20 protein-coding genes, 1 rRNA gene and 1 other annotated feature (1 of these 22 running past the window's edge) are annotated in these 21587 nt (G+C 39.2%); of the genes, 5 read left to right on the forward strand and 16 right to left on the reverse strand.

Going from position 1 to position 21587, the window contains the following annotated elements:
* Together M2919_RS06440 and M2919_RS06445 are read right to left on the reverse strand one after the other, a co-directional pair.
* Positions 1–731 (reverse strand): 16S ribosomal RNA (locus tag M2919_RS06440); it reaches 829 nt to the left of the window's first position.
* A gap of 488 nt (positions 732–1219) precedes the next feature.
* On the reverse strand, positions 1220–1834 hold the full coding sequence (locus tag M2919_RS06445; protein ID WP_248848431.1) for a histidine phosphatase family protein: 615 nt from the start codon (positions 1832–1834) through the stop codon (positions 1220–1222).
* A 186-nt stretch (positions 1835–2020) separates the two neighbouring features.
* Between M2919_RS06445 and croR the strand changes: the two genes are divergently transcribed.
* The 4 genes from croR (at position 2021) to serS (ending at position 6796) form a co-directional block, all read left to right on the forward strand.
* Positions 2021–2710, forward strand: a complete 690-nt coding sequence (gene croR / locus M2919_RS06450; protein ID WP_126763766.1) for a response regulator transcription factor CroR — start codon at positions 2021–2023, stop codon at positions 2708–2710.
* The gene (locus tag M2919_RS06455; protein WP_248848432.1) at positions 2700–3905 is read left to right on the forward strand and encodes a sensor histidine kinase; all 1206 of its coding nucleotides are present in this window, start codon (positions 2700–2702) and stop codon (positions 3903–3905) included. The genes croR and M2919_RS06455 overlap by 11 nt, the downstream gene beginning before the upstream one ends.
* Positions 3895–5193 carry a serine hydrolase gene (locus M2919_RS06460; protein ID WP_248848433.1) on the forward strand — a complete coding sequence of 433 codons (1299 nt, stop codon included), beginning with the start codon at positions 3895–3897 and terminating at the stop codon, positions 5191–5193. The genes M2919_RS06455 and M2919_RS06460 overlap by 11 nt, the downstream gene beginning before the upstream one ends.
* A 41-nt stretch (positions 5194–5234) precedes the next feature.
* Positions 5235–5451 (forward strand) — a binding site (T-box leader).
* A gap of 61 nt (positions 5452–5512) precedes the next feature.
* Positions 5513–6796 carry a serine--tRNA ligase gene (serS, locus tag M2919_RS06465; protein WP_248848434.1) on the forward strand — a complete coding sequence of 428 codons (1284 nt, stop codon included), beginning with the start codon at positions 5513–5515 and terminating at the stop codon, positions 6794–6796.
* A gap of 60 nt (positions 6797–6856) precedes the next feature.
* Here serS and guaB read toward each other — a convergent pair whose 3' ends face one another.
* From guaB to rpmH, 14 genes are all read right to left on the reverse strand, one after another.
* Positions 6857–8341, reverse strand: coding sequence for an IMP dehydrogenase (guaB, locus tag M2919_RS06470; RefSeq protein WP_248848435.1), 1485 nt, complete (start codon positions 8339–8341; stop codon positions 6857–6859).
* A 135-nt stretch (positions 8342–8476) separates the two neighbouring features.
* On the reverse strand, positions 8477–9148 hold the full coding sequence (locus M2919_RS06475; RefSeq protein ID WP_038100999.1) for a DUF1129 domain-containing protein: 672 nt from the start codon (positions 9146–9148) through the stop codon (positions 8477–8479).
* A 69-nt stretch (positions 9149–9217) separates the two neighbouring features.
* Positions 9218–10318 (reverse strand): redox-regulated ATPase YchF, encoded by a 1101-nt coding sequence (gene ychF, locus M2919_RS06480; protein ID WP_023606894.1) that lies wholly within the window; start codon positions 10316–10318, stop codon positions 9218–9220.
* Positions 10319–10352: 34 nt separating this feature from the next.
* Positions 10353–10547 (reverse strand): DUF951 domain-containing protein, encoded by a 195-nt coding sequence (locus M2919_RS06485; RefSeq protein WP_023606895.1) that lies wholly within the window; start codon positions 10545–10547, stop codon positions 10353–10355.
* Positions 10548–10564: 17 nt separating this feature from the next.
* Positions 10565–11449: a ParB/RepB/Spo0J family partition protein gene (locus M2919_RS06490; protein ID WP_248848436.1), complete on the reverse strand. Its 885-nt coding sequence runs from the start codon at positions 11447–11449 to the stop codon at positions 10565–10567.
* Positions 11442–12203: a ParA family protein gene (locus tag M2919_RS06495; RefSeq protein ID WP_248848437.1), complete on the reverse strand. Its 762-nt coding sequence runs from the start codon at positions 12201–12203 to the stop codon at positions 11442–11444. Before M2919_RS06495 ends, M2919_RS06490 begins: the two co-directional genes overlap by 8 nt.
* 94 nt (positions 12204–12297) lie before the next feature.
* Positions 12298–13020, reverse strand: a complete 723-nt coding sequence (rsmG, locus tag M2919_RS06500) for a 16S rRNA (guanine(527)-N(7))-methyltransferase RsmG (RefSeq protein ID WP_248848438.1) — start codon at positions 13018–13020, stop codon at positions 12298–12300.
* A gap of 163 nt (positions 13021–13183) precedes the next feature.
* Positions 13184–13432, reverse strand: a complete 249-nt coding sequence (locus M2919_RS06505) for a hypothetical protein (RefSeq protein ID WP_152514079.1) — start codon at positions 13430–13432, stop codon at positions 13184–13186.
* A 343-nt stretch (positions 13433–13775) separates the two neighbouring features.
* Positions 13776–15683 carry a tRNA uridine-5-carboxymethylaminomethyl(34) synthesis enzyme MnmG gene (gene mnmG, locus M2919_RS06510; RefSeq protein ID WP_276520476.1) on the reverse strand — a complete coding sequence of 636 codons (1908 nt, stop codon included), beginning with the start codon at positions 15681–15683 and terminating at the stop codon, positions 13776–13778.
* A gap of 13 nt (positions 15684–15696) precedes the next feature.
* Positions 15697–17088: a tRNA uridine-5-carboxymethylaminomethyl(34) synthesis GTPase MnmE gene (gene mnmE / locus M2919_RS06515; RefSeq protein WP_248848439.1), complete on the reverse strand. Its 1392-nt coding sequence runs from the start codon at positions 17086–17088 to the stop codon at positions 15697–15699.
* 172 nt (positions 17089–17260) lie between these two features.
* Entirely contained in the window at positions 17261–18001 is a 741-nt protein-coding gene (gene jag, locus M2919_RS06520) for an RNA-binding cell elongation regulator Jag/EloR (protein WP_248848440.1), read from the reverse strand.
* 28 nt (positions 18002–18029) lie between these two features.
* Entirely contained in the window at positions 18030–18854 is an 825-nt protein-coding gene (locus tag M2919_RS06525; RefSeq protein ID WP_023606903.1) for a YidC/Oxa1 family membrane protein insertase, read from the reverse strand.
* Between the two features lie 18 nt (positions 18855–18872).
* A complete protein-coding gene (rnpA, locus tag M2919_RS06530; RefSeq protein ID WP_023606904.1) occupies positions 18873–19220 on the reverse strand; it encodes a ribonuclease P protein component in 348 nt (115 codons plus the stop codon).
* A gap of 139 nt (positions 19221–19359) precedes the next feature.
* Positions 19360–19494 carry a 50S ribosomal protein L34 gene (gene rpmH, locus M2919_RS06535; RefSeq protein WP_023606905.1) on the reverse strand — a complete coding sequence of 45 codons (135 nt, stop codon included), beginning with the start codon at positions 19492–19494 and terminating at the stop codon, positions 19360–19362.
* Between the two features lie 588 nt (positions 19495–20082).
* Between rpmH and dnaA the strand changes: the two genes are divergently transcribed.
* Positions 20083–21426 (forward strand): chromosomal replication initiator protein DnaA, encoded by a 1344-nt coding sequence (gene dnaA, locus M2919_RS06540; protein WP_023606906.1) that lies wholly within the window; start codon positions 20083–20085, stop codon positions 21424–21426.
* The last annotated feature ends 161 nt before the right edge of the window (positions 21427–21587 follow it).

Below are 21587 nucleotides of genomic sequence, written 5' to 3' on the forward strand. Positions count from 1 at the left end.
CTCCATATATCTACGCATTTCACCGCTACACATGGAATTCCACTCTCCTCTTCTGCACTCAAGTTCCCCAGTTTCCAATGACCTTCCCCGGTTGAGCCGGGGGCTTTCACATCAGACTTAAGGAACCGCCTGCGCTCGCTTTACGCCCAATAAATCCGGACAACGCTTGCCACCTACGTATTACCGCGGCTGCTGGCACGTAGTTAGCCGTGGCTTTCTGGTTAGATACCGTCAAGGTGAGAACAGTTACTCTCTCACTTGTTCTTCTCTAACAACAGAGTTTTACGATCCGAAAACCTTCTTCACTCACGCGGCGTTGCTCGGTCAGACTTTCGTCCATTGCCGAAGATTCCCTACTGCTGCCTCCCGTAGGAGTCTGGGCCGTGTCTCAGTCCCAGTGTGGCCGATCACCCTCTCAGGTCGGCTATGCATCATGGCCTTGGTGAGCCGTTACCCCACCAACTAGCTAATGCAGCGCGGGCCCATCCATCAGTGACACCCGAAAGCGTCTTTTATCTTTCTGTCAGGCGACAAAAATAATTATGCGGTATTAGCACCTGTTTCCAAGTGTTATCCCCCTCTGATGGGCAGGTTGCCCACGTGTTACTCACCCGTCCGCCACTCCTCTTTCTCGGTGGGTGCAAGCACCCGGTGAAAAAGAAGCGTTCGACTTGCATGTATTAGGCACGCCGCCAGCGTTCGTCCTGAGCCAGGATCAAACTCTCATTAAAAGTATGATAACATCCGAAGATGTTTAGCTCATTTGTTGTTTGCTAGCGAATTGACTTCACTATCAGTTTTTATAAAAAACTGTAAAATTGTGTTTGTTTTTACACTTGTAAAAACGCCCTACACATTTGGTTCGTCTTACTTTGTTCAGTTTTCAAAGGTCTACTTCGTTGCGTTAGTAGCAACTTTTAAATAATAACATGTCGACATTTGATTGTCAACACTTTTATTTAATTTTTTTAAATTAAGTTTTCGTCGTCTGTTTTGACAACTTCTAAATAATAGCACGTTCAGTTGAACATGTCAACTATTTTTTAAAACTTTTTTAAAATGTTTTTTTGATGTCGGTGTATCTGACAACTTCTAAATCATAACATGGTTAGTTGACTTGGTCAACTACTTTTTAAAATTTCTTTTCGTTTATTTTTTAGATGTTTGTCAGCGACAACTTTTATATAGTACCATGCTCTTATTTAGAGTGTCAACACTTTTATCCGTTTATTTTTAAAACTTTCCAAGTTTTTCCTTTATCACACGTTTCTACTATAGATATACTCGTGTTATCAACTAATCCATCTCGACGAAAGTCTGCAATATCATATCCTTGTAAATACTTTAATAACGTCGTAATAGTAACAGCATGAGAGACTACTAGCACCTTATCACTTTCAGCATGATGTTTGGCAAGTTTTTCTAGTTCTGCATAGCTACGTGCAACTAATTGCGAATAAGTTTCGCCACCCATCTCTGTTGGATCATATTTTTCGGGAGCCTTTTTTAAATTAAAGTATTGTGGGTGTTCTTTTAGCTCGCTTACTTTCTTACCTTCCCAAGCACCAAACATAAACTCTTTAAAACCTTCTAGTGGATAGATGGTTTCATCTTCTGATTTACCTTGCCCTTTTAATAAATATTTCGCAGTTGCCATTGTTCGACCTAGAGGACTCGCGTATACTTTATCAAAGTTTACCTCTTTTAGTTTTTCACCTGCTTGTAAAGCTCCTTCAATCCCAACTTCTGTCAAATCTGAATTCACTTCTCCACCTTGAACAATTCCCTGTTCATTATATTCCGTACGACCATGTCTTACTAAATAAATGCGCATGTTTATCCCCTTTCTACTATATAAAAGATTACTCTTTCTTTCTCTATTTATTATCGTACACCTCTCACATCATTTCAAGACATGGCTATAATTATAAGTTTCATTTAATTATGGGCGCTTTTATATTAGTTTCAAGTAAGTTTTTGATACAATATAAATAACAACTGCATAAAAGGAGGATCGACAATGAAAATTTTAGTCGTCGATGATGATAAAGAGATTGTAGAGTTATTAAGTATTTATATTAAAAACGAAGGTTACGATGTGATTAAAGCCTATGACGGTAAGGAAGCCATGACAAAAGTCATCACGGAACCTAATATTGATTTAATGATTTTAGATATTATGATGCCTGAAATGGACGGGATGTCCGTCGTGAAGGAGCTTCGCAAAGAATCGGATATTCCGATTATCATGCTGACCGCTCGTACGACAGACATGGATAAAATTAAGGGCCTTGTCGCAGGTGCGGATGACTATGTTACTAAGCCGTTCAATCCGTTAGAAGTAATGGCGCGTGCCAAATCTTTGTTACGCCGTTCCAAACAGCAAATGAAAAGTGACGAACCAGATGCATTAAAAATAGGGCCTCTTATTATTAATAAAGATTCACACGAGGTAACCACTGATCAAGGCGTACCTATTCAGTTAACAGCGTTGGAGTTTGGTATCCTTCATTTGCTTGCGAGTCATCCAAACCGCGTCTTCAGTGCGAATGATATTTTTGAACGAGTCTGGCAACAGGAGAGTCTCGTGTCAGCCAAAACGGTTATGGTTCACGTTAGCCATTTGCGTGATAAAATTGAAACAGCAACTGGCGGAGAAAAAGTCATCGAAACTGTTTGGGGAGTAGGCTATAAAATCAATGCGAATTAGAAAACATAAAAAAATCCCAGCAAACCAACGAATACAACTCACGTCCAAAGAAAAAAGCGAGCTATTAGTAGAAGGAATCGTCACAATCATTCTCTTACTACTATTAAACGTCGCGATTCTTGGCTTAAGTCGTATTGCCGTTCAAGAAAATTCACAGCTCGAAAGTATCATCTTTAGTTTTAAAGAAGTTTTATATCAAACCTTTTTTATCGATTCAGTCTATTCTTTTTCAAAAATTGCAACGTTTATCTTACTGATTATCGATATTCTCGTTCTATACTGGCGACTTATTCGCCGCTATCATCAAATGCAATTGCGTCATATCATCCGTGAGTTACATTATATTGCGGATAATAATTTTGACCATCGTATTCCATTTAAACTAAATGGTGATTTAGGTAAAGTCGTTAACAGTGTTAATCGCTTAGTTGATAGTACCGTTCAAGCGCTGGAAGAAGAACGTCGCATTGAAAAATCAAAAGATGAATTGATTACCAATATCAGCCATGACATTCGCACGCCACTTACGTCTATTATTGGTTACTTAGGATTAATAGAAGAAGAAAAATACTCAAATGAGCAAGAATTGCGACACTATACGAAAACCGCTTATAACAAAGCCAAACAAATGAAAGTATTAGTCGACGACTTGTTTGAATATACGAAAATAAGACAACCAAGTGCTCCTTTACAACTTTCTTCTTTTGATATGTGCCAATTATTAGAACAACTAGCTGCAGATTTTGAATTAGAAGCGCAACGTAGACAAATGGTAATCGACGTCGTGCCACCTAAAAGACCGATTGTTATGACGGGAGATACTGAAAAACTCGTAAGAGTCTTTAACAATCTCATCTCTAACGCCTTAAAATACGGAAAAGACGGCAAACAAATTTTACTAAATGCTGAGAAAGTCGGGTCGGAAGTCGTTGTCACTGTAGCGAATGACGGAGCGACAATTCCTGAAAAAGCACTCAATCAAGTTTTCGAACGTTTTTATCGCGTAGAGGCTTCTCGTTCACAGGAAACAGGTGGAACTGGCTTAGGACTTGCGATTGCTCAAAGCATTATTGTGTTACACGGCGGCTATATCTTTGTCAAATCTGAAAATGGTTGGACGACATTCGTCATTCACCTCCCTTTAGAACAAGGAAATCCGCCAAATGAGAAAAAAGGAGTTTCAAATGATGTATAAAAAAATGAGAAAACCACTCACGATATTTTTCTCAGTCATCTTGTTGCTTTTGTCTCCGTTATCTAGCTTAGCTGCTACCTCAGATATACCTTTCGACAGTCTAGCACAAGCTGCGATTGCGATTGATGCGGATTCGGGACAGATTTTTTATGAAAAAAATAGCCAAGAGCCTCTTCCCATCGCCTCTATGACAAAACTCATCTCGTTTTATCTCATATTAGAAGCGATTCATAACGGCGAGTTGTCATGGGATGAGACTATGACGATTAACGAACATCTCTACGAATTAAGTCATAACACCGAGTTATCCAATGTCTTTTTAGCTCAAAATCATCATTACACTATAGAAGATTTATTTGATGCGGCCGAAAAAGTTTCAGCTAACGCCGCTATCATCGCCCTATCAGAACGTGTAGCGGGTAGTGAAGTGGCGTTCGTTGACAAAATGCGAGAAAAAGTCGAAGAGTGGGGGATTCACAATGCGTATCTCATTTCCACTTCTGGTATTAATAACGAAGACGCAAGAGGTCAGATTTATCCCGGTTCCGGTCCAAATGAAGAAAATCTCATGTCCGCGAGAGATATGGCACTTGTCATTTACCATTTAATCCATGATTTTCCCGAAATATTAGATGACACTTCACAACCGACTGCCTTATTTGCAGAAGGCACACCTGAAGAAGTCATACTCGAGTCGACGAATGCAATGCTTCCCGGTATGGCTTTTGAAACCCCCGGTGTACAAGGGCTAAAAACGGGCACTACCGAGTTAGCAGGTACTAACTTTGCCGGACTTATCTCACGCGATCAGCGTCGTGTTATTACTGTAGTGATGCACGTGGAAGAATACGACGAAGATACAGGTAAACGTTTTGAAGAAACACAGAACTTAATGAACTACGCACTGGACGACTGGGAACAACGCCCGATTGTCGAGCCAGATGCGATTTACCAAGAAGCAACTACGGACTATGGAACGAAACCTAAAGTGACACTACACTACCAAAAAGGGCCAGTTTACTGGTTACCAAAAAATCAATCGGTTCAAACAGAATTTGTACCGGATGAACATAAATGGACGAAAAACAATACCCTGAAAATGCCCATTCAGCAATCAGAGGTAGTTGGACATGCGGTAATTAAGCTGCCCGGCACGGCAAAAGAAACACTTTTTGATCAAACTGAAAGCGTCAGTATCCCTATTTATGCCGGAGAAACGATAGACTCTCTTTCTTTTTTACAAAAAATTGTTAAAAAAACACAAGCATTTTTCCAACGTCTTTTTTAACCCTTATTGACAAAACACCTTATCATTCGCTATACTACTATATAATATCAAGACTCAAAGACTAGTACGCTGTATTTTCTTTTATAGAGAGCTAACGGGTGGTGAAAGTTAGCAAAGAAAACAGGGGAATCCATCTTTTATAAGAGTAAATGAAGAAATAATTCATTTCGGTTACAGCCGTTATCTGTATCACAAGTGCAACTGATTGGTCAGTTGAATTTGGGTGGCACCGCGAATTTCAATCCGTTCGTCCCAGAGAGTCTTTTCTCTTTGGGCTGAACGGATTTTTTATTGATTATATTATTTAGGAGGAATCACTATGTTAGATGTAAAAAAAATAAGACAAGAATTTGATACGGTAACACAAGCTCTACAAACACGTGGCGTTGACCCTGCGGTATTAGAAGAGTTTAAAACACTAGACGAAGAACGACGCCGTTTACTCGTCCAAGTCGAAGAAAAGAAAAAAGAACGTAATACTGTTTCTGAAGAAATTGCTCGATTAAAAAAAAATAAGGAAGACGCGCAAGATAAGATTAATCAAATGAAAGAAGTCGGCGCTACTATTAAAGAACTCGACCAAGCCTTACAAGCTGTCGATGAAAAACTGACTTATATTGCAGTTCGTTTGCCTAATATACCCGACGCTAGCGTCCCTGTCGGAGAAGACGAAGACGCTAACGTCGAAGTCCGTCGTTGGGGAACACCTAAGACATTTGATTTTGAACCTAAACCTCACTGGGAAATTGGCGAAGCACTCGATATCCTTGATTTCGAACGTGGGGCAAAAGTTTCTGGTAGCCGTTTCGTCTATTACAAAGGACTAGGGGCCAAACTAGAAAGAGCCGTTTTCAACTTTATGTTAGACGTGCATACTGATGAACATGGTTACACGGAAATGTTAACACCTAATATCGTCAACAGTGCATCTATGTTCGGTACAGGGCAATTTCCGAAGTTTACCGAAGATGTCTTCCAACTAGCTGATAGTGATTTGACACTCATTCCGACAGCCGAAGTCCCATTGACGAATTATTATCGCGATGAAATTTTAGCAGGTGATACCTTACCACAATACTTTACTGCTTTCAGCCCATGTTATCGCTCAGAAGCAGGCAGTGCGGGGCGCGATACTCGTGGTTTAATTCGTTTGCATCAATTTAATAAAGTCGAGATGGTTAAATTTACCGATCCATCTTCTTCATATGACGAATTAGAAAAAATGACGAATGACGCTGAAGCGATTTTACAAAAACTTGGTTTGCCGTACCGCGTTCTCGCACTATCTACCGGTGATATGGGATTCTCAGCCGCTAAAACTTACGACTTAGAAGTGTGGGTTCCTGCACAGGAAACATACCGTGAGATTAGTTCTTGCTCTAACTGTACGGATTTCCAAGCACGCCGTGGTAAAATCCGTTACCGTGACGAAAACGGTAAGCTGCAATACGTTCATACCCTTAATGGTTCTGGTTTAGCTGTTGGCCGAACAGTCGTTGGCATCTTGGAAAACTATCAAAACGCTGACGGCAGTGTGACGATACCTGAAGCACTTGTCCCTTATATGGGTGGTATTACTAAGATAGAAGCAGCAAAAAAATAATGTAAAAAAAGCCAAACATCGTGAGGATGTTTGGCTTTTTCTTTTCTATCTATTCGCTATTTATGATTCAATCGAATAGTTTGGTGCTTCTTTCGTAATTTGGATATCGTGTGGATGTGATTCGCGTAATCCAGCGCCACTCATTTGAACAAACTGTGCTTCATCACGTAGTTGTTTCAAGTTACCTGCTCCTACATATCCCATACCTGCTTTCAAACCACCAACCATTTGGAAAATAATATCGGCGACGCTTCCTTTGTAGGCGACCCGTCCTTCGATACCTTCTGGAACTAATTTATTGGCTTCATTGACACCTCCTTGGAAGTAACGGTCACTTGACCCTTTTTCCATCGCACCTAGTGAGCCCATACCACGATATGTTTTAAAGCGGCGCCCTTGGAAAATTTCAAATTCACCTGGAGATTCATCTGTCCCAGCTAGCATGCTTCCTAGCATAACTGCATGGCCTCCTGCAGCCAAAGCTTTCACAACGTCGCCAGAAAACTTAATTCCACCATCAGCAATAATCGTTTTGCCGTATTCACGCGCTACGGATGCAGCATCATAGACAGCTGTTAATTGTGGCACACCGACACCGGCAACAACCCGTGTCGTACAGATAGAACCCGGTCCAATTCCTACTTTAACAACATCTACCCCAACATCATACAATGCTCGAGCGCCTTCTGCGGTCGCAATATTCCCTGCTATTAACGTCGCTTCTGGGAATGTTTCTCGAATTTCTTTAATTTTACGAATAACCCCTGCACTGTGACCGTGTGCCGTATCGATAATAATAGCATCCGCCCCTGCTTCAAGTAGGGCACTTGCTCGTTCGAAAGTATCACTTGTCACCCCGACAGCCGCCGCTACAAGCAAACGACCATGTTCGTCTTTTGCCGCACGTGGAAATTCGATCACTTTCTCAATATCTTTAATCGTAATCAACCCGCTTAAACGACCTTCTTCGTCAATAATAGGTAGCTTTTCAATTTTATGACGTTGTAAAATCTTTTCTGCGTCTTTTAAAGAAGTGCCTATCGGAGCCGTTACAAGCTGATCTTTTGTCATGACTTCATCGATAGCCACGGTATAATCTGTGATAAAACGTAAGTCGCGGTTCGTTAAAATACCGACTAGTTTACGGTTTTCCAATGTTTCAACAATTGGCACACCGCTAATACGATATTTTGACATTAATTCTTCTGCATCTGCGACGGTATGAGTCGGTGTTAAAAAGAACGGGTCGATAATGACACCACTCTCTGAACGTTTTACTTTACGGACTTCATCCGCCTGTGCTTCGATGGACATATTTTTATGAATGACCCCCAGTCCACCTTGACGTGCCATTGAAATGGCCATTTTGCTTTCCGTTACCGTGTCCATACTGGCACTTAAAAACGGTATGTTTAGCTTTAAATTAGGGGCTAACTCGATTGCCATGTCTACTTCATCTGGTAACACGTGACTTTCTGCTGGTATTAGTAATACATCATCAAATGTTAAGCCTTTTTTTGCGAATTTTGTTTCCCACTTAGACATGTATTGGACATCTCCTCTATTTTTATTTTTATCTAATAAAATATCAAATATAACAGTATTAGTCAATCACTGTTGACAAAAACAAATCAAATTCTCATTAAAAAAGTCGCCTTGCAAACGCAAGACGACTCTCTTTTACTGACGAATAAACATACTACCAGTAAGATTTAATTTTTTTCTTAAATAATAACGCAAAGCTAATGCGCCAGCACCGATAACCACATAGACGGCTGGTTGGAAGACGATGTTAATAGCAGGTGGGATAAAAGCAGTCAACATAAAGACGACCATCCATCCTAGCATGATCCCCGCCATTAATAACATAGATTTCCAAATTCCTGGTTTTTTACTCTTGTCGGCATCGGGGTGGTCGTAGCTATAGATATATTTGTATATCAAATAGAACGCATATCCACCAGAGATAGAACCGATTAACAAGGTGAATAAACCACCTTGTTGACTCGTTGTAGGTGTTTTACTTAGCATAGGTAATAAGCCTGCCATCAGCGATAAGAAACCAAACATTAATAAGCTATTATCTAGCCATAGCTCATTACGTGACCCTAAGCGAGAAGGTTTTGGGGCATTTAAAATTACTTCTAAACGCTCAGATACCGTTCCAAATAATTGACGAGCGGTTTTCCCTGTTTTTTGACCTTCTACAAGTGGTGTTAACATTTCATCTAGCACTTTAACTTTTTCTTCTTCAGATAAATTCGCCACGTTCATGGCTTTTTTTAAATCAAAAATATATTGCTCGTTTCGTTTCGTGAGTTGTTTTTCTAACTCTCTATTTTTCGCCATCATCTGACGTAGTAAATCTTGTTCTTCCAAAAAATGACCCCCTGACAAGTGAATGATGGTACTGAACGGATTTTAAACGTTAAAGCGGAATAACATGACGTCGCCGTCTTCAACGACGTACTCTTTACCTTCTAAGCGGACACGTCCTGCTTCTTTGGCAGCTGACATACTACCGTAGTGTTTTAAATCATCAAACGACACAGTTTCGGCACGAATAAAGCCTTTTTCAAAGTCAGTATGAATCACACCTGCACATTGAGGTGCTTTCATCCCTTTTTTAAAGGTCCAAGCACGCACTTCTTTTTCACCTGCGGTAAAGTAAGTGGCTAAGCCTAATAAATCATAGGCTTCACGAATCAACTGGTCAAGACCTGATTCCTCAATGCCTAAAGCTTCTAAAAATTCTTGACGGTCTTCATCGTCTAACTCTGCAATTTCTTCTTCCGCACTTGCACAAACGGTAATGACTTTAGCATTTTCAGTTGCAGCAAATTCACGGACTTGATTGACATATGGATTGTTATCCGTATCAGACACTTCTTCTTCGGATACGTTAGCTACATATAAAACGGGTTTAGACGTAAGAAGGAACATTCCTTTTACAATTTTCTCTTCATCTTCCGTAAATGAAAGCGTTCTTACAGATTGTCCATCTTCCAACGCTGGTTTTATCTTATCTAAGACAGCTAACTCTGCCACTGCTTCTTTATCTTTTGTCTTAGCAATTTTAGCGACTCGGCTATGACGTTTCTCAACGGACTCTAGGTCGGCTAAGACTAATTCCATATTAATCGTTTCAATATCGGCTAAAGGATCAACAACGCCTGCCACATGCGTAATATTTTCATCATCAAAACAACGGACAACGTGACAAATAGCATCTACTTGACGAATATGGCTTAAAAATTGGTTTCCTAACCCTTCACCCTTACTTGCTCCTTTAACAATACCGGCAATATCGGTAAATTCAAAGGTTGTTGGGACCGTTTTTTTCGGTTTTACTAAGCGGGTTAACTCATCCAAACGAGCATCTGGCACTTCGACCATTCCAACGTTAGGGTCAATCGTCGCAAACGGATAGTTTGCCGCTTCGACTCCCGCTTTCGTAATCGCATTAAATAACGTGGATTTCCCAACGTTTGGTAATCCTACAATTCCTGCTGTTAATGACATGAACAACTCTCTCTTTCATTATGGTTTGGCTGAGTTATTTTTCAGCCTCATCTTTTTTTCGTATCACTTTTTTTAATTTCTTTTCAAAATCACGGCGTGGCATCATTACTATATGGCGACAGTTTTCACATCGAATCTTGATGTCCATGCCCATGCGAATGATTTCCCAGCTATTCGTTTGACACGCGTGTGGCTTTTTCATCTCCACAATGTCTCCTAGTTCATACATGCGTTTTCGCCTCTCTTTTAATCAAATTTTATTTCTAAGATTTCCAGTATTCGCGTCAAGTCTTCTTGAGACAAATACTCGATTTCAATTTTCCCTTTGCCTGACTTTTCTTGAATATGTACAGACGTGCCAAATTTATCCATCAAGCGCTCTTCACTTTCACGAATATAATACGGTTTTTTCTGTGCTACTTTTTTTGGCTCTTTTTTCTTTAACGCTCCCTCGTTCATCTCATTTACGAGTACTTCGAGCTGACGAACCGTCATGTTTTCTTTAATAACACGTTTTGCGACAGGAACGATTTGTTCTTTATCTTTTAAGCCAAGCAATGTACGGGCAATCCCCATTGTAATTTGCTCATCTTGAACTAAATCTTTTACCAACGCTGGTAAAGTTAGTAAGCGCAAATAGTTCGCGATATAAGGACGACTCTTTCCTAATTTTTCCGCCACTTCCGCCTGCGTTAACTTCAAGTTTTTCATCAACATCTCATAGGCTTCTGCTTCTTCGAGTGGACTCAAATCTTCACGCTGCAAGTTTTCCAATACAGCGATTTGCATCATTTCTTCTTCGTTAAATTCACGGACGATCGCTGGTATTGTTTCTTTTTTAGCCAATTTTGACGCACGGAAACGACGTTCTCCAGCGATGATTTCATAGCCTTTTACATCGGACTTTCTGACGATAATTGGCTGAAAAACACCTGATTGTTCGATAGAACGTGCTAGTTCTTTTAATGCCGTTTCATCAAACGTTTTACGTGGTTGATATGGGTTAGGACGTAACTCTTCTAGAGAAATCTCACGAATTTCTTCCTTTTTTACATCGACCTCTTCTAAATTTGAAAAATCTTGGAATAACGCGTCAATGCCTCGTCCTAGTCCTTTGCTATTTTTACTCATGCGCTAACACTTCCTTTGCTAATGACAAGTAAACTTCAGCCCCTCTTGAACGTGGATCATAGTCAATAATTGACAAACCATGACTCGGTGCTTCCGACAATCGAACATTGCGTGGAATAATCGTATCATACACTCGTTCTCTAAAATACTTACGCACTTCCTGCACGACTTCTGACCCTAAATTTGTTCGCGCATCGTACATTGTCAGCAAGACTCCCTCAATACGTAACTCTGGATTAAAGTGCTTTTGAACTAAGCGGATAGTATTTAGTAACTGACTCAATCCTTCTAACGCGTAATATTCACACTGCACAGGGATTAAAATTGAATCACTTGCAGTGAAGGCATTAATTGTTAAATGACCTAACGACGGTGGACAGTCTATCAAGACGTAGTCGTATTGATCTTTAATTTCATCTAAAGCTGATTTTAAACGAGATTCTCTCGCCATCATCGGGGTTAATTCTATTTCTGCTCCCGCTAATTGAATCGTAGCGGGGACTATTTCTAAGTTTTCGCGTGACGTTTCATGAATGACATTGGTCATCGGCTCTTCGTTAACTAAAACGTCATAAACGTCTTTGCCAACATCTGACTTTCTTACACCGATACCACTCGTAGCGTTTCCTTGGGCGTCAATGTCCACGATGAGTACCTTTTTTCCATTATAAGCCAGACTTGCCCCTAGGTTAACCGTCGTCGTTGTTTTGCCGACGCCACCTTTTTGGTTTGCCACTGAGATAATCCGTGCCATATTTCTTCCTCCGCTTTCTTTCTTACAGTTTCATTTTATCATTAACATTCCTATTATATCACAGTTATTAGTAGATTTCTTTAACTGTTTGCGACTATTTTAGCGGTGATCTATTCGGTGTTCCTGCTTTTCTTGGATATTTTTTCGGTGTTTCTTTTTTCTTCTGTATGACGATTAACGAACGCTTATCTTCTTCAGAGCTAGGAAGCGTCGTTGTTGTTTCACGAATGAACTTACCACCTAGTACGGCAATAGCCTTTTGTGCTTCTGATAATTCTTCTTCACTTTTCGCCGCTTTCATTGCTAGGAAATAGCCATCTTTTTTCACTAACGGTAAACACAACTCACTTAACACATTTAAACGCGCCACTGCTCGAGCGGTCACGAAATCAAATTGTTCACGATATGCCTTATTTTGACCGAAATCTTCTGCTCGACTGTGACATAACGTTACATCAGATAAATCCAATGCTTCAACTAATTCAGATAGAAACTTAATACGCTTGTTTAAAGAATCGACAATCGTGATTTTTAAATGCGGAAAGGCGATTTTTAATGGAATACTTGGAAAACCAGCTCCCGACCCAACGTCACATAGATGATAGGCTTCGTTATCAAATTCTTGAATGAATGATAACGTTAATGAATCATAAAAATGCTTTAAATAAACACCTTCTTGATCTGTAATAGCTGTCAAATTAATCTTAGCATTCCACTCCACTAAATAATCAAAATATATACGATATTGCGCCATTTGTTGGTCTGTTAATACTACCCCTTTTTCCGCTAATAACTCTCTAAATTGTTCCGGTTTCAAAGAACGTCATCCTTTCCTCTCGTCGCTTAACTACGACATCCTTTTATACTTTAGCCTAAACCCTCTTTAAGTGCAATTATTTATCGCTAATTTCACTTAAAAACAAAGCAAAAAACAGCTAAAATGTTTCACGTGAAACATTTTAGCTGTTTTATTCGTCAGTTTATGATTCGTGGTACGTTTTCAAACCCTGTTTAATCCCTACCACAAAAACACTTGCTCCTAAAATAATCATCGGCACTACTTTAATCATGTCTCGTTTTATTTCCATCTCGTTCATATATTGTTCGTTACTAGGAAAAACCAAATATGCAATATCATTCCAAAAACTACTAAAACTAATCACAAACACGACAAATGATATTAGCGATAGCAACAACCAAAAAACCACAAAGAAATTTGTCTTTTTCATAAAATCACTCGCTTTCATTGGTTTAAAGTACTTCTCCTTTAAAGCAACTCAACCAAAGGATTAGCTTAAATGTAGCAGAAAAACCACACAAAATAAACCATTACGTATAGTTTCCCTTTTATTATTAGACATAATAATAGAAATATAATAAAAAAAGAGCGGGACGCATCCAGCTCTGTAAGGTACAAACGGAAGTAGTACACCGCTATTATCTATAAAAATGTCAATTTTCTTAAGCTATATATCATATAAATCATTACGGCTTTGTATCACATAGGCTCATTTAAAACGCAAAAAAATATATTTAATATTATATTTTTAGCATAAGAAAAAAGGCTTATCTCTAAGCCTTTTCTTCCTCTATCTTCGCTATTTTTCCTTGTTCGATATAGACCATTAAAATACTGATATCTGCAGGGTTCACACCACTTATTCGACTTGCTTGCGCTATCGTTTCTGGGCGAATTTGTTTTAGTTTTTGACGTGCTTCCGTTGCTAGACTATCAATCGCATCATAGTCAATATATGACGGGATACGTTTCGCTTCAAGACGTTTTAATTTATCCACTTTGTCTAACGCTTTTTTGATATATCCTTCATACTTGATTTGAATTTCGATTTGTTCTATTTCGCGACGGTCTAACGGTTCTTCTGGTGCTTCAAAAAAGGGCATCAGCTCTTCATAATGCATCTCAGGACGTTTCAGTAAGTCCGCCACTAAGATACCATCTTTTAACGCTGCAGAGTGTTTTTCAGCTAGAAAAGCTTGTAATTCCGGGGTTGGTTTTAAACGAATTTTTTTCAATCGTTTTAACTCTTGCTCTACTTTTGCTTTTTTTGCTAAATAACGTTCATAGCGTTCATCTGATAACAGACCCACGCGATGACCAATTTCACTTAAACGTAAATCGGCATTATCGTGACGTAAAATTAATCGATATTCAGCTCGTGATGTTAATAAACGATAAGGTTCTAAAGTCCCTTTAGTCACAAGGTCATCAATCATGACACCAATATAGCCATCGCTGCGTTTTAAAACAAGCGGTTCTTCTCCCTTAATTTTTAACGCTGCATTAATACCGGCTAATAAACCTTGTCCAGCTGCTTCTTCATACCCACTTGTTCCATTTGTCTGACCAGCTGTATAAAGATTTTCTATTTTTTTCGTTTCTAAAGTCGGACGTAATTGATGTGGTACGACCACATCATACTCTATCGCATAGCCGCTACGCATCATTTCCACTTTTTCTAAGCCTGGGACAGTGCGTAACATAGCGTGTTGCACGTCTTCAGGGAGAGAGGTAGACAGTCCTTGTACGTATACTTCTTCCGTATCTTTTCCTTCTGGTTCTAGAAAGACTTGATGACGTGGCTTGTCATTAAAGCGGACAATTTTATCTTCAATTGATGGACAGTATCTCGCTCCAACTCCCTCAACAATCCCAGTAAACATTGGGGCGCGATGCAGATTATTTTGAATAATCTCATGCGTCTGTTCATTGGTATAAGTCAGCCAACACGACCATTGTTCAGTCTTATAGTCTTCATCTTTTGTTTCAAAGCTAAAGTGATTTGGTGTTTCATCACCCGGTTGTTCTTCAGTAACACTGTAATCTATCGAGCCTGAACGTACGCGTGGTGGCGTTCCTGTTTTGAATCGATCGATTTCAAATCCTAGCTCTTTCAGGTTGTCTGATAGTTTTAGCGACGGCTGAGAATTATTAGGACCTGAAGAGTATTTTAACTCTCCAATAATAATTTCCCCTTTAAGCGCTGTTCCTGCTGTAATGATAACCGCTTGACTATGATAACGTGTGCCTGTTGAAGTAACCACGCCACGACAGACACCTTCTTCTACGATTAATTCATCCACCATTCCTTGACGCAAGATTAGATTTTCTTGGCGTTCAATCGTGTGTTTCATCGCTTCGGCATAGTCATTCTTATCTGCTTGCGCTCTTAAGGCTCTTACAGCCGGTCCTTTCCCAGTATTCAACATTCTCATCTGAATATAGGTCTTATCGATATTACGCCCCATTTCGCCTCCTAGCGCGTCTATTTCACGTACGACCACACCTTTTGCCGGACCTCCTAGTGACGGATTACACGGCATGAAAGCGACCATATCTAAATTTATCGTCAATAACAAGGTCGAAAGACCCATACGTGCACTCGCTAAAGCCGCTTCTGATCCCGCATGACCCGCTCCGACGACAATCACATCATAATTTTCTTCGTATCCTATGGTCATTGTTTAACCTCCTTTATTTTCCTAAGCAAAATTGACTAAAGAGCTGGGTAATCAGTTCATCCTGTACGCTATCACCGACGACTTCTCCTAATAAGTCCCATGCACGCGTCATATCTATTTGAACGAGGTCCACAGGCATTCCCATCTCTATCCCTTGAATAACTTCATCTAACGCCTGTTCAGCTTCTTCTAACAAGCCTATATGACGGTTGTTAGATACATACGTCGCATCTTTCTCACTCACACCTTCATCAAAGAAAAGGGCAGCGATTTGTTCTTCTAACACATCAATTCCTTGGCTGGTCATAACAGAAATCGGTAAAACTTCTTCCTCATTGAGATAAGCGGCAAGTTCTTCATCCGCTAAATGTGTTGGTAAATCTGTTTTATTTAAAAGAATAAGACGTTTCATTCCCTGTGTAGCTTCTAATAATTGCTTGTCTTCTTTAGTTAACTCTTCGCTACTATTTAAGAGTAGTAAAATTAAATCGGCTTCTGCCAATGCTTGACGACTGCGCTCGACCCCAATACGTTCTACGACATCGTCTGTTTCACGAATACCTGCCGTGTCGATTAATTTTAAAGGAACTCCTCGAACGTTAACATATTCTTCGATGACGTCGCGTGTCGTACCAGCAATATCCGTGACAATCGCTTTATCTTCTTTAATCAAATGGTTTAACAAACTCGATTTCCCTACATTCGGTCGACCGATAATCGCTGTAGCTAGACCTTCTCGTAATATTTTCCCTTGTTGAGCCGTACGTAAGAGTTCTAATATCTGCGTACGCACACTTGTTGCTTTCTCCACTAACAAGCGCGATGTCATCTCTTCAACATCATCGTACTCTGGGTAATCTATATTAACTTCAACTTGAGCCAACGTTTGTAAAATCTCTTGACGTAATAAGCGGATTAAATGTGACAACTGGCCGTCAAGCTGTTCAACTGCAAGATGCATGGCTTTATCTGTTTTAGCTCGAATCAAATCCATAACAGCTTCAGCTTGTGACAAATCTATCCGTCCATTTAAGAACGCACGCTTGGTAAACTCACCCGGTTCTGCTAAACGAGCACCTTCTCGCAATAACAGTTGTAAAATTTGATTCGTGACTACCATGCCACCGTGACAGTTGATTTCAATAACATCTTCACGCGTAAACGTACGAGGAGCACGCATAACGGTCACCATGACCTCATCCAAGACGGTATCACGACGTACGTCCTTAATATGTCCGTAATGAATCGTATGCGAAGTAACGCTCGCTAAATCAACATTTGACTGAAATACACGATTAGCAATACTGACTGCTTCTTCTCCACTTAAACGAACGATACTAATTGCGCCTTCTCCTGGTGGAGTTGAAATGGCAGCAATCGTATCAAATTCTATAATATTAGCCATTAACTTTCGTCCTTTCTTTTTTAGGCACAAAAAAAGTGCCCACTTCACCCCTTTAAATAAGGTGAATTAGCACTTTGACTGCTACTTCAATTGCTTTAAATCATACCGTAATCTCTCTTTTTTTGCAAGTAAAAAACCAGTCGGCATAAAGCTGCTCGACTGGTTAAACATCTTATGATCGACGGGGTGACACGACAAGATAACGATGTGGTTCTTCCCCTTCTGAATGAGTTTCAATGCGTTTATTAGCAGATAAGATACCATGAATCATTTTACGCTCAAACGCTGGCATTGGCTCTAAGAAGACGGGTTGTTGCGTATCCAATGCTTTACGTGCTGCTTGTTTAGCCATACGTTCTAGTGTGGCTTCACGACGTTCACGATAATCGCCTACATTGACCACAACCGACATGCGTTGATCAGCCGTGCGATGGATAAAGACTTGCGCTAAATACTGAATAGCGTTGAGTACCCGGCCATGTTTGCCGATTAAACGACCAGCTTGTTTAGATTCAAGATGTAAAACAGTATGGTCAGAGTGACGCTCGATTTTTACTAAGGCCGGTGCGCCTAACCCTTGTGAAATTTCAGTTAGATAAACAGCCAAAGCTTTCAGTGTCTCTTCTTCTGATAAACGTTCAGTTGGCGCGTCTTTGACTTCTTGCGGTTTTGTCGTTGTTGGTACTGGTCTTTCGACTTTCTCTATCTCGACAACCGGTGCTGTTTCGACTGACGACTCTACCGTTTGCTCGTGCGGTGTTACTTCTACAATAGCGATTTGTTTACCAAAACCAAGAAAACCTTTCTTTGCTTCTTGAACAATACGAATCGACGCTGTTTCTTTAGTTAAACCTTGTTCTTTTAATCCTTTGGCAATAGCTTCTTCGACAGATATACCTTCATACTTTGACATAAGATAACCTCCTGTTGAGCTTGATTGATTAACGTTTATTACGTTTTTTCTTCGGACTTTGAGCACGTCTTAAAGCACGTTCTAATTCTTTTTGTTTTCTTTCCTCTTCTTCACGTTCACGTCGTGCTTGGAAAGGATTGTTAATGATTAACGTTTGAACCACTTGGAACGCATTTGAAATAACCCAGTAAAGAGATAAACCACTTGCTAGACGAACTCCCATTAGTAAAATCATCGCGGGCATCATGTAGTTCATGACTTTCATCGATGGATTAGCTTCTAATTGATTCATACTTGCTAACTTCGTACTGATAAACGTTAGAATAGCTGCCAAGACTGGTAAAATGTACGTCGGGTCAATCTTCCCTAACTCCAACCATAAAAACTGACCTTCTGTTAAGGCTGGAACCCGAGAGATTGCTTGCCAAACGGCCATTAAAATAGGCATTTGGACTAATAATGGTAAGCACCCTGCAAAAGGATTGACGCCATGCTCATCATATAAGCGTTGTTGCTCTTCTTGCAACTTACGAACGGTATCAGGATCTTTAGATGAATACTGCTCTTGCAATTCTTTAATCTTCGGTTGTAGCTCTTGTGTCTTCTTCATACTCTTATTTTGATAGTTCATCAATGGGAAAAGAATGATTCGAACTAACAAAGTAAATAGGATAATACCAACACCGGGATTTCCAAAAGATAAGAACTGAATGACACGGGCAAAGTTATAAACGATATAACGCTCCCAAATCCCTGTACTATTTACCGAAACATCTGTCGTACCACACGCTGTCAAAATCACGACTAAACTCGTTAGCCCTAAAAATAATAAAAGCTTTTTCTTATTCTTCATTTCTTGACTCCTCTTATTTTATTGCTTGTCTTTCCATATATCAGCAAGTCTTAAAACATGATGAAGATTTTTTTCCATCTCATAATAAGAAAGATTGGCAGCTTGAGGACGTGCAATCAAAATAATATCGATATCCGGAGGTAACTCAGCAAATACCCCTTGCATAGCTTGTCTTAAGTAGCGTTTTACTTGGTTACGTTTGACAGCATTGCCTAGTTTTTTCCCCACGGATAATCCGACTCGCGGATGATGATATTGATTATGATGCCGGATATAAATAATCAAATGTCGATTGGCAAAAGAGTTTTTTAACTGCATAATCTCTCGAAACTCTTTTTCCTGCTTAATTCGAAATTTTTTCTTCATCCGTCACTCACATCCTCTCAGTCTTTATCACGATAGACTCTCTCATCAATAATAGCATAATTTTAAAAAAATACATCACGCGATTAAAAGAAACTTGTCATTTAAAAATAAAAAAAAACCACTGAATAGGTTCAGCGGCTTATGAAGATAATACTTTTCTTCCTTTACGGCGTCTGTTTGCTAAAACTCTACGGCCATTTTTAGTACTCATGCGTTTACGGAATCCATGAACTCGTTTATGTTTACGTTTGCTTGGTTGATAGGTTCTTTTCATTTCGAGGCACCTCCTAATTAAGATATATCCACTCTATTTCTATTATTAGTTAGATAGACTTTAACAGTATACGAAAAAAGAGCTCTTCTGTCAACTCTTTATTGTAATCCTATCATTTTTTCATCGTGTTTTTATTTTTACTTTCGGTCATTGCTCTCTTGTTTTTTTTCAAAAATTCATTCCCGAAAATTAACTTCTGTGTTTTTTGTTAATATTTTATGCAAAAAGTTTTCCACAATCCGCTATTTACTTTGTGACTTCCATGCGGAAAAGATTTTAATTATGAGAAGTTAGTCAGAAGTTAGTTTTAGGTTATACACAAGTTAAACACTGTATATAAACTTATCCACATCCTTGCAATAAACTGTGGATTGACTCTCCAAAACCTTGATATAACAACTTATAGTTATCCACAACGTTTTCACATAATATGTTTTCCTGTAAACTTATTAACAGCGATAAATCTTCTTGTGGATAAGTTTTAATTTTCTTGTGAATTTCTTTTCCACAAATTTTTATCAACAGTGGAAAACTTTTATTTTTAATGCTAAAATGAAAAAGATGATGATTGTAAGGAGGGACGCAAATATGCCAAATATTGAATATATTTGGAAAGAACTAGAAGATACTTATCGGAAAATCTTAACCACCCCTAGTTTTAATGCCTGGATTGAACAAGCGACACCTATTAGCTTAGAAAATGGTATTTTAACGATTAAAGTACCTTCAACCCTTCACAAAGATTATTGGGAAAAAAATCTCTCAACAAAAATTGTGGAAACTGGCTTTAAACTTACTGGTGAAGAAATTACTCCAGTCTTTATTATTGAAAACGAACAACCTCAACCAGAGGAACCTCTGATTGATAGCCATACAATTAATGACCAACAAGCGCAAGAAAATAGTAAAAAAGCGTTACTGAATCCTAAATATACATTTGATACTTTTGTTATCGGAAAAGGAAATCAAATGGCACATGCGGCTGCGTTGGTCGTAGCCGAAGATCCGGGTTCTACCTATAATCCGCTCTTCTTCTATGGTGGTGTCGGATTAGGTAAGACACACTTAATGCATGCGATTGGGCATCAAATGTTATTAAATCAACCTAACGCGAAAGTAAAATATGTGAGTAGCGAAACGTTCGCCAATGATTTTATTAACTCGATACAAAATCGAACGTCAGAAGAATTTCGTCAAGAATACCGCAATGTTGACTTGCTGCTAGTTGACGACATTCAATTTTTCGCAGATAAAGAAGGAACTCAAGAAGAGTTTTTCCATACCTTTAATTCACTTTATAATGATGGACGTCAAATTGTTTTAACAAGTGATCGTTTACCAAATGAAATTCCAAAATTACAAGAACGTCTCGTTTCACGCTTTGCTTGGGGACTTTCAGTCGATATTACCCCACCCGATTTAGAAACACGTATTGCTATTTTAAGAAAAAAAGCAGACGCTGAACGTTTAGAAATACCAGATGATACATTAAGTTACATAGCAGGCCAAATTGATTCTAATATTAGAGAGTTAGAAGGAGCATTGGTACGTGTGCAAGCATACGCTACTATGAATGGTGCTGATATTACAACAAGTTTAGCAGCCGATTCATTAAAAACACTACGACCATTAGCACCACATCAACAACTCTCTATTTTAGCGATTCAAGAAGCAGTCTGTGCTTACTATCATATTGATTTGAAAGATTTAAAAGGAAAACGACGCGTTAAAAAAATTGTCTTGCCACGTCAAATCGCCATGTATCTCTCACGCGAGATGACGGATAATTCTTTGCCAAAAATCGGAGCGGAGTTTGGTGGGAAAGACCACACTACCGTTATTCACTCTCACGAAAAAATCCAGCAATTATTAGAACATGATACGACCGTTCAAAAAGAAATAAATGATATCAAAAATCAACTAACACAGTAATTGTGGAAAAGAACAAAAAACGACTTTAGTTTTCCACAGGTTATCCACAAGTGGAAAACCTTTTAATACCATTTGCTGAATCCACATATCCACACTATCAACAGTGCCTACTACTACTATTATTTATTAATATATAAAGAATAAAAGAAAGGATTTTCAAC

Origin of the sequence: Vagococcus lutrae (assembly GCF_023299185.1) — a bacterium.
GTDB classification, from domain to species: domain Bacteria; phylum Bacillota; class Bacilli; order Lactobacillales; family Vagococcaceae; genus Vagococcus_A; species Vagococcus_A lutrae.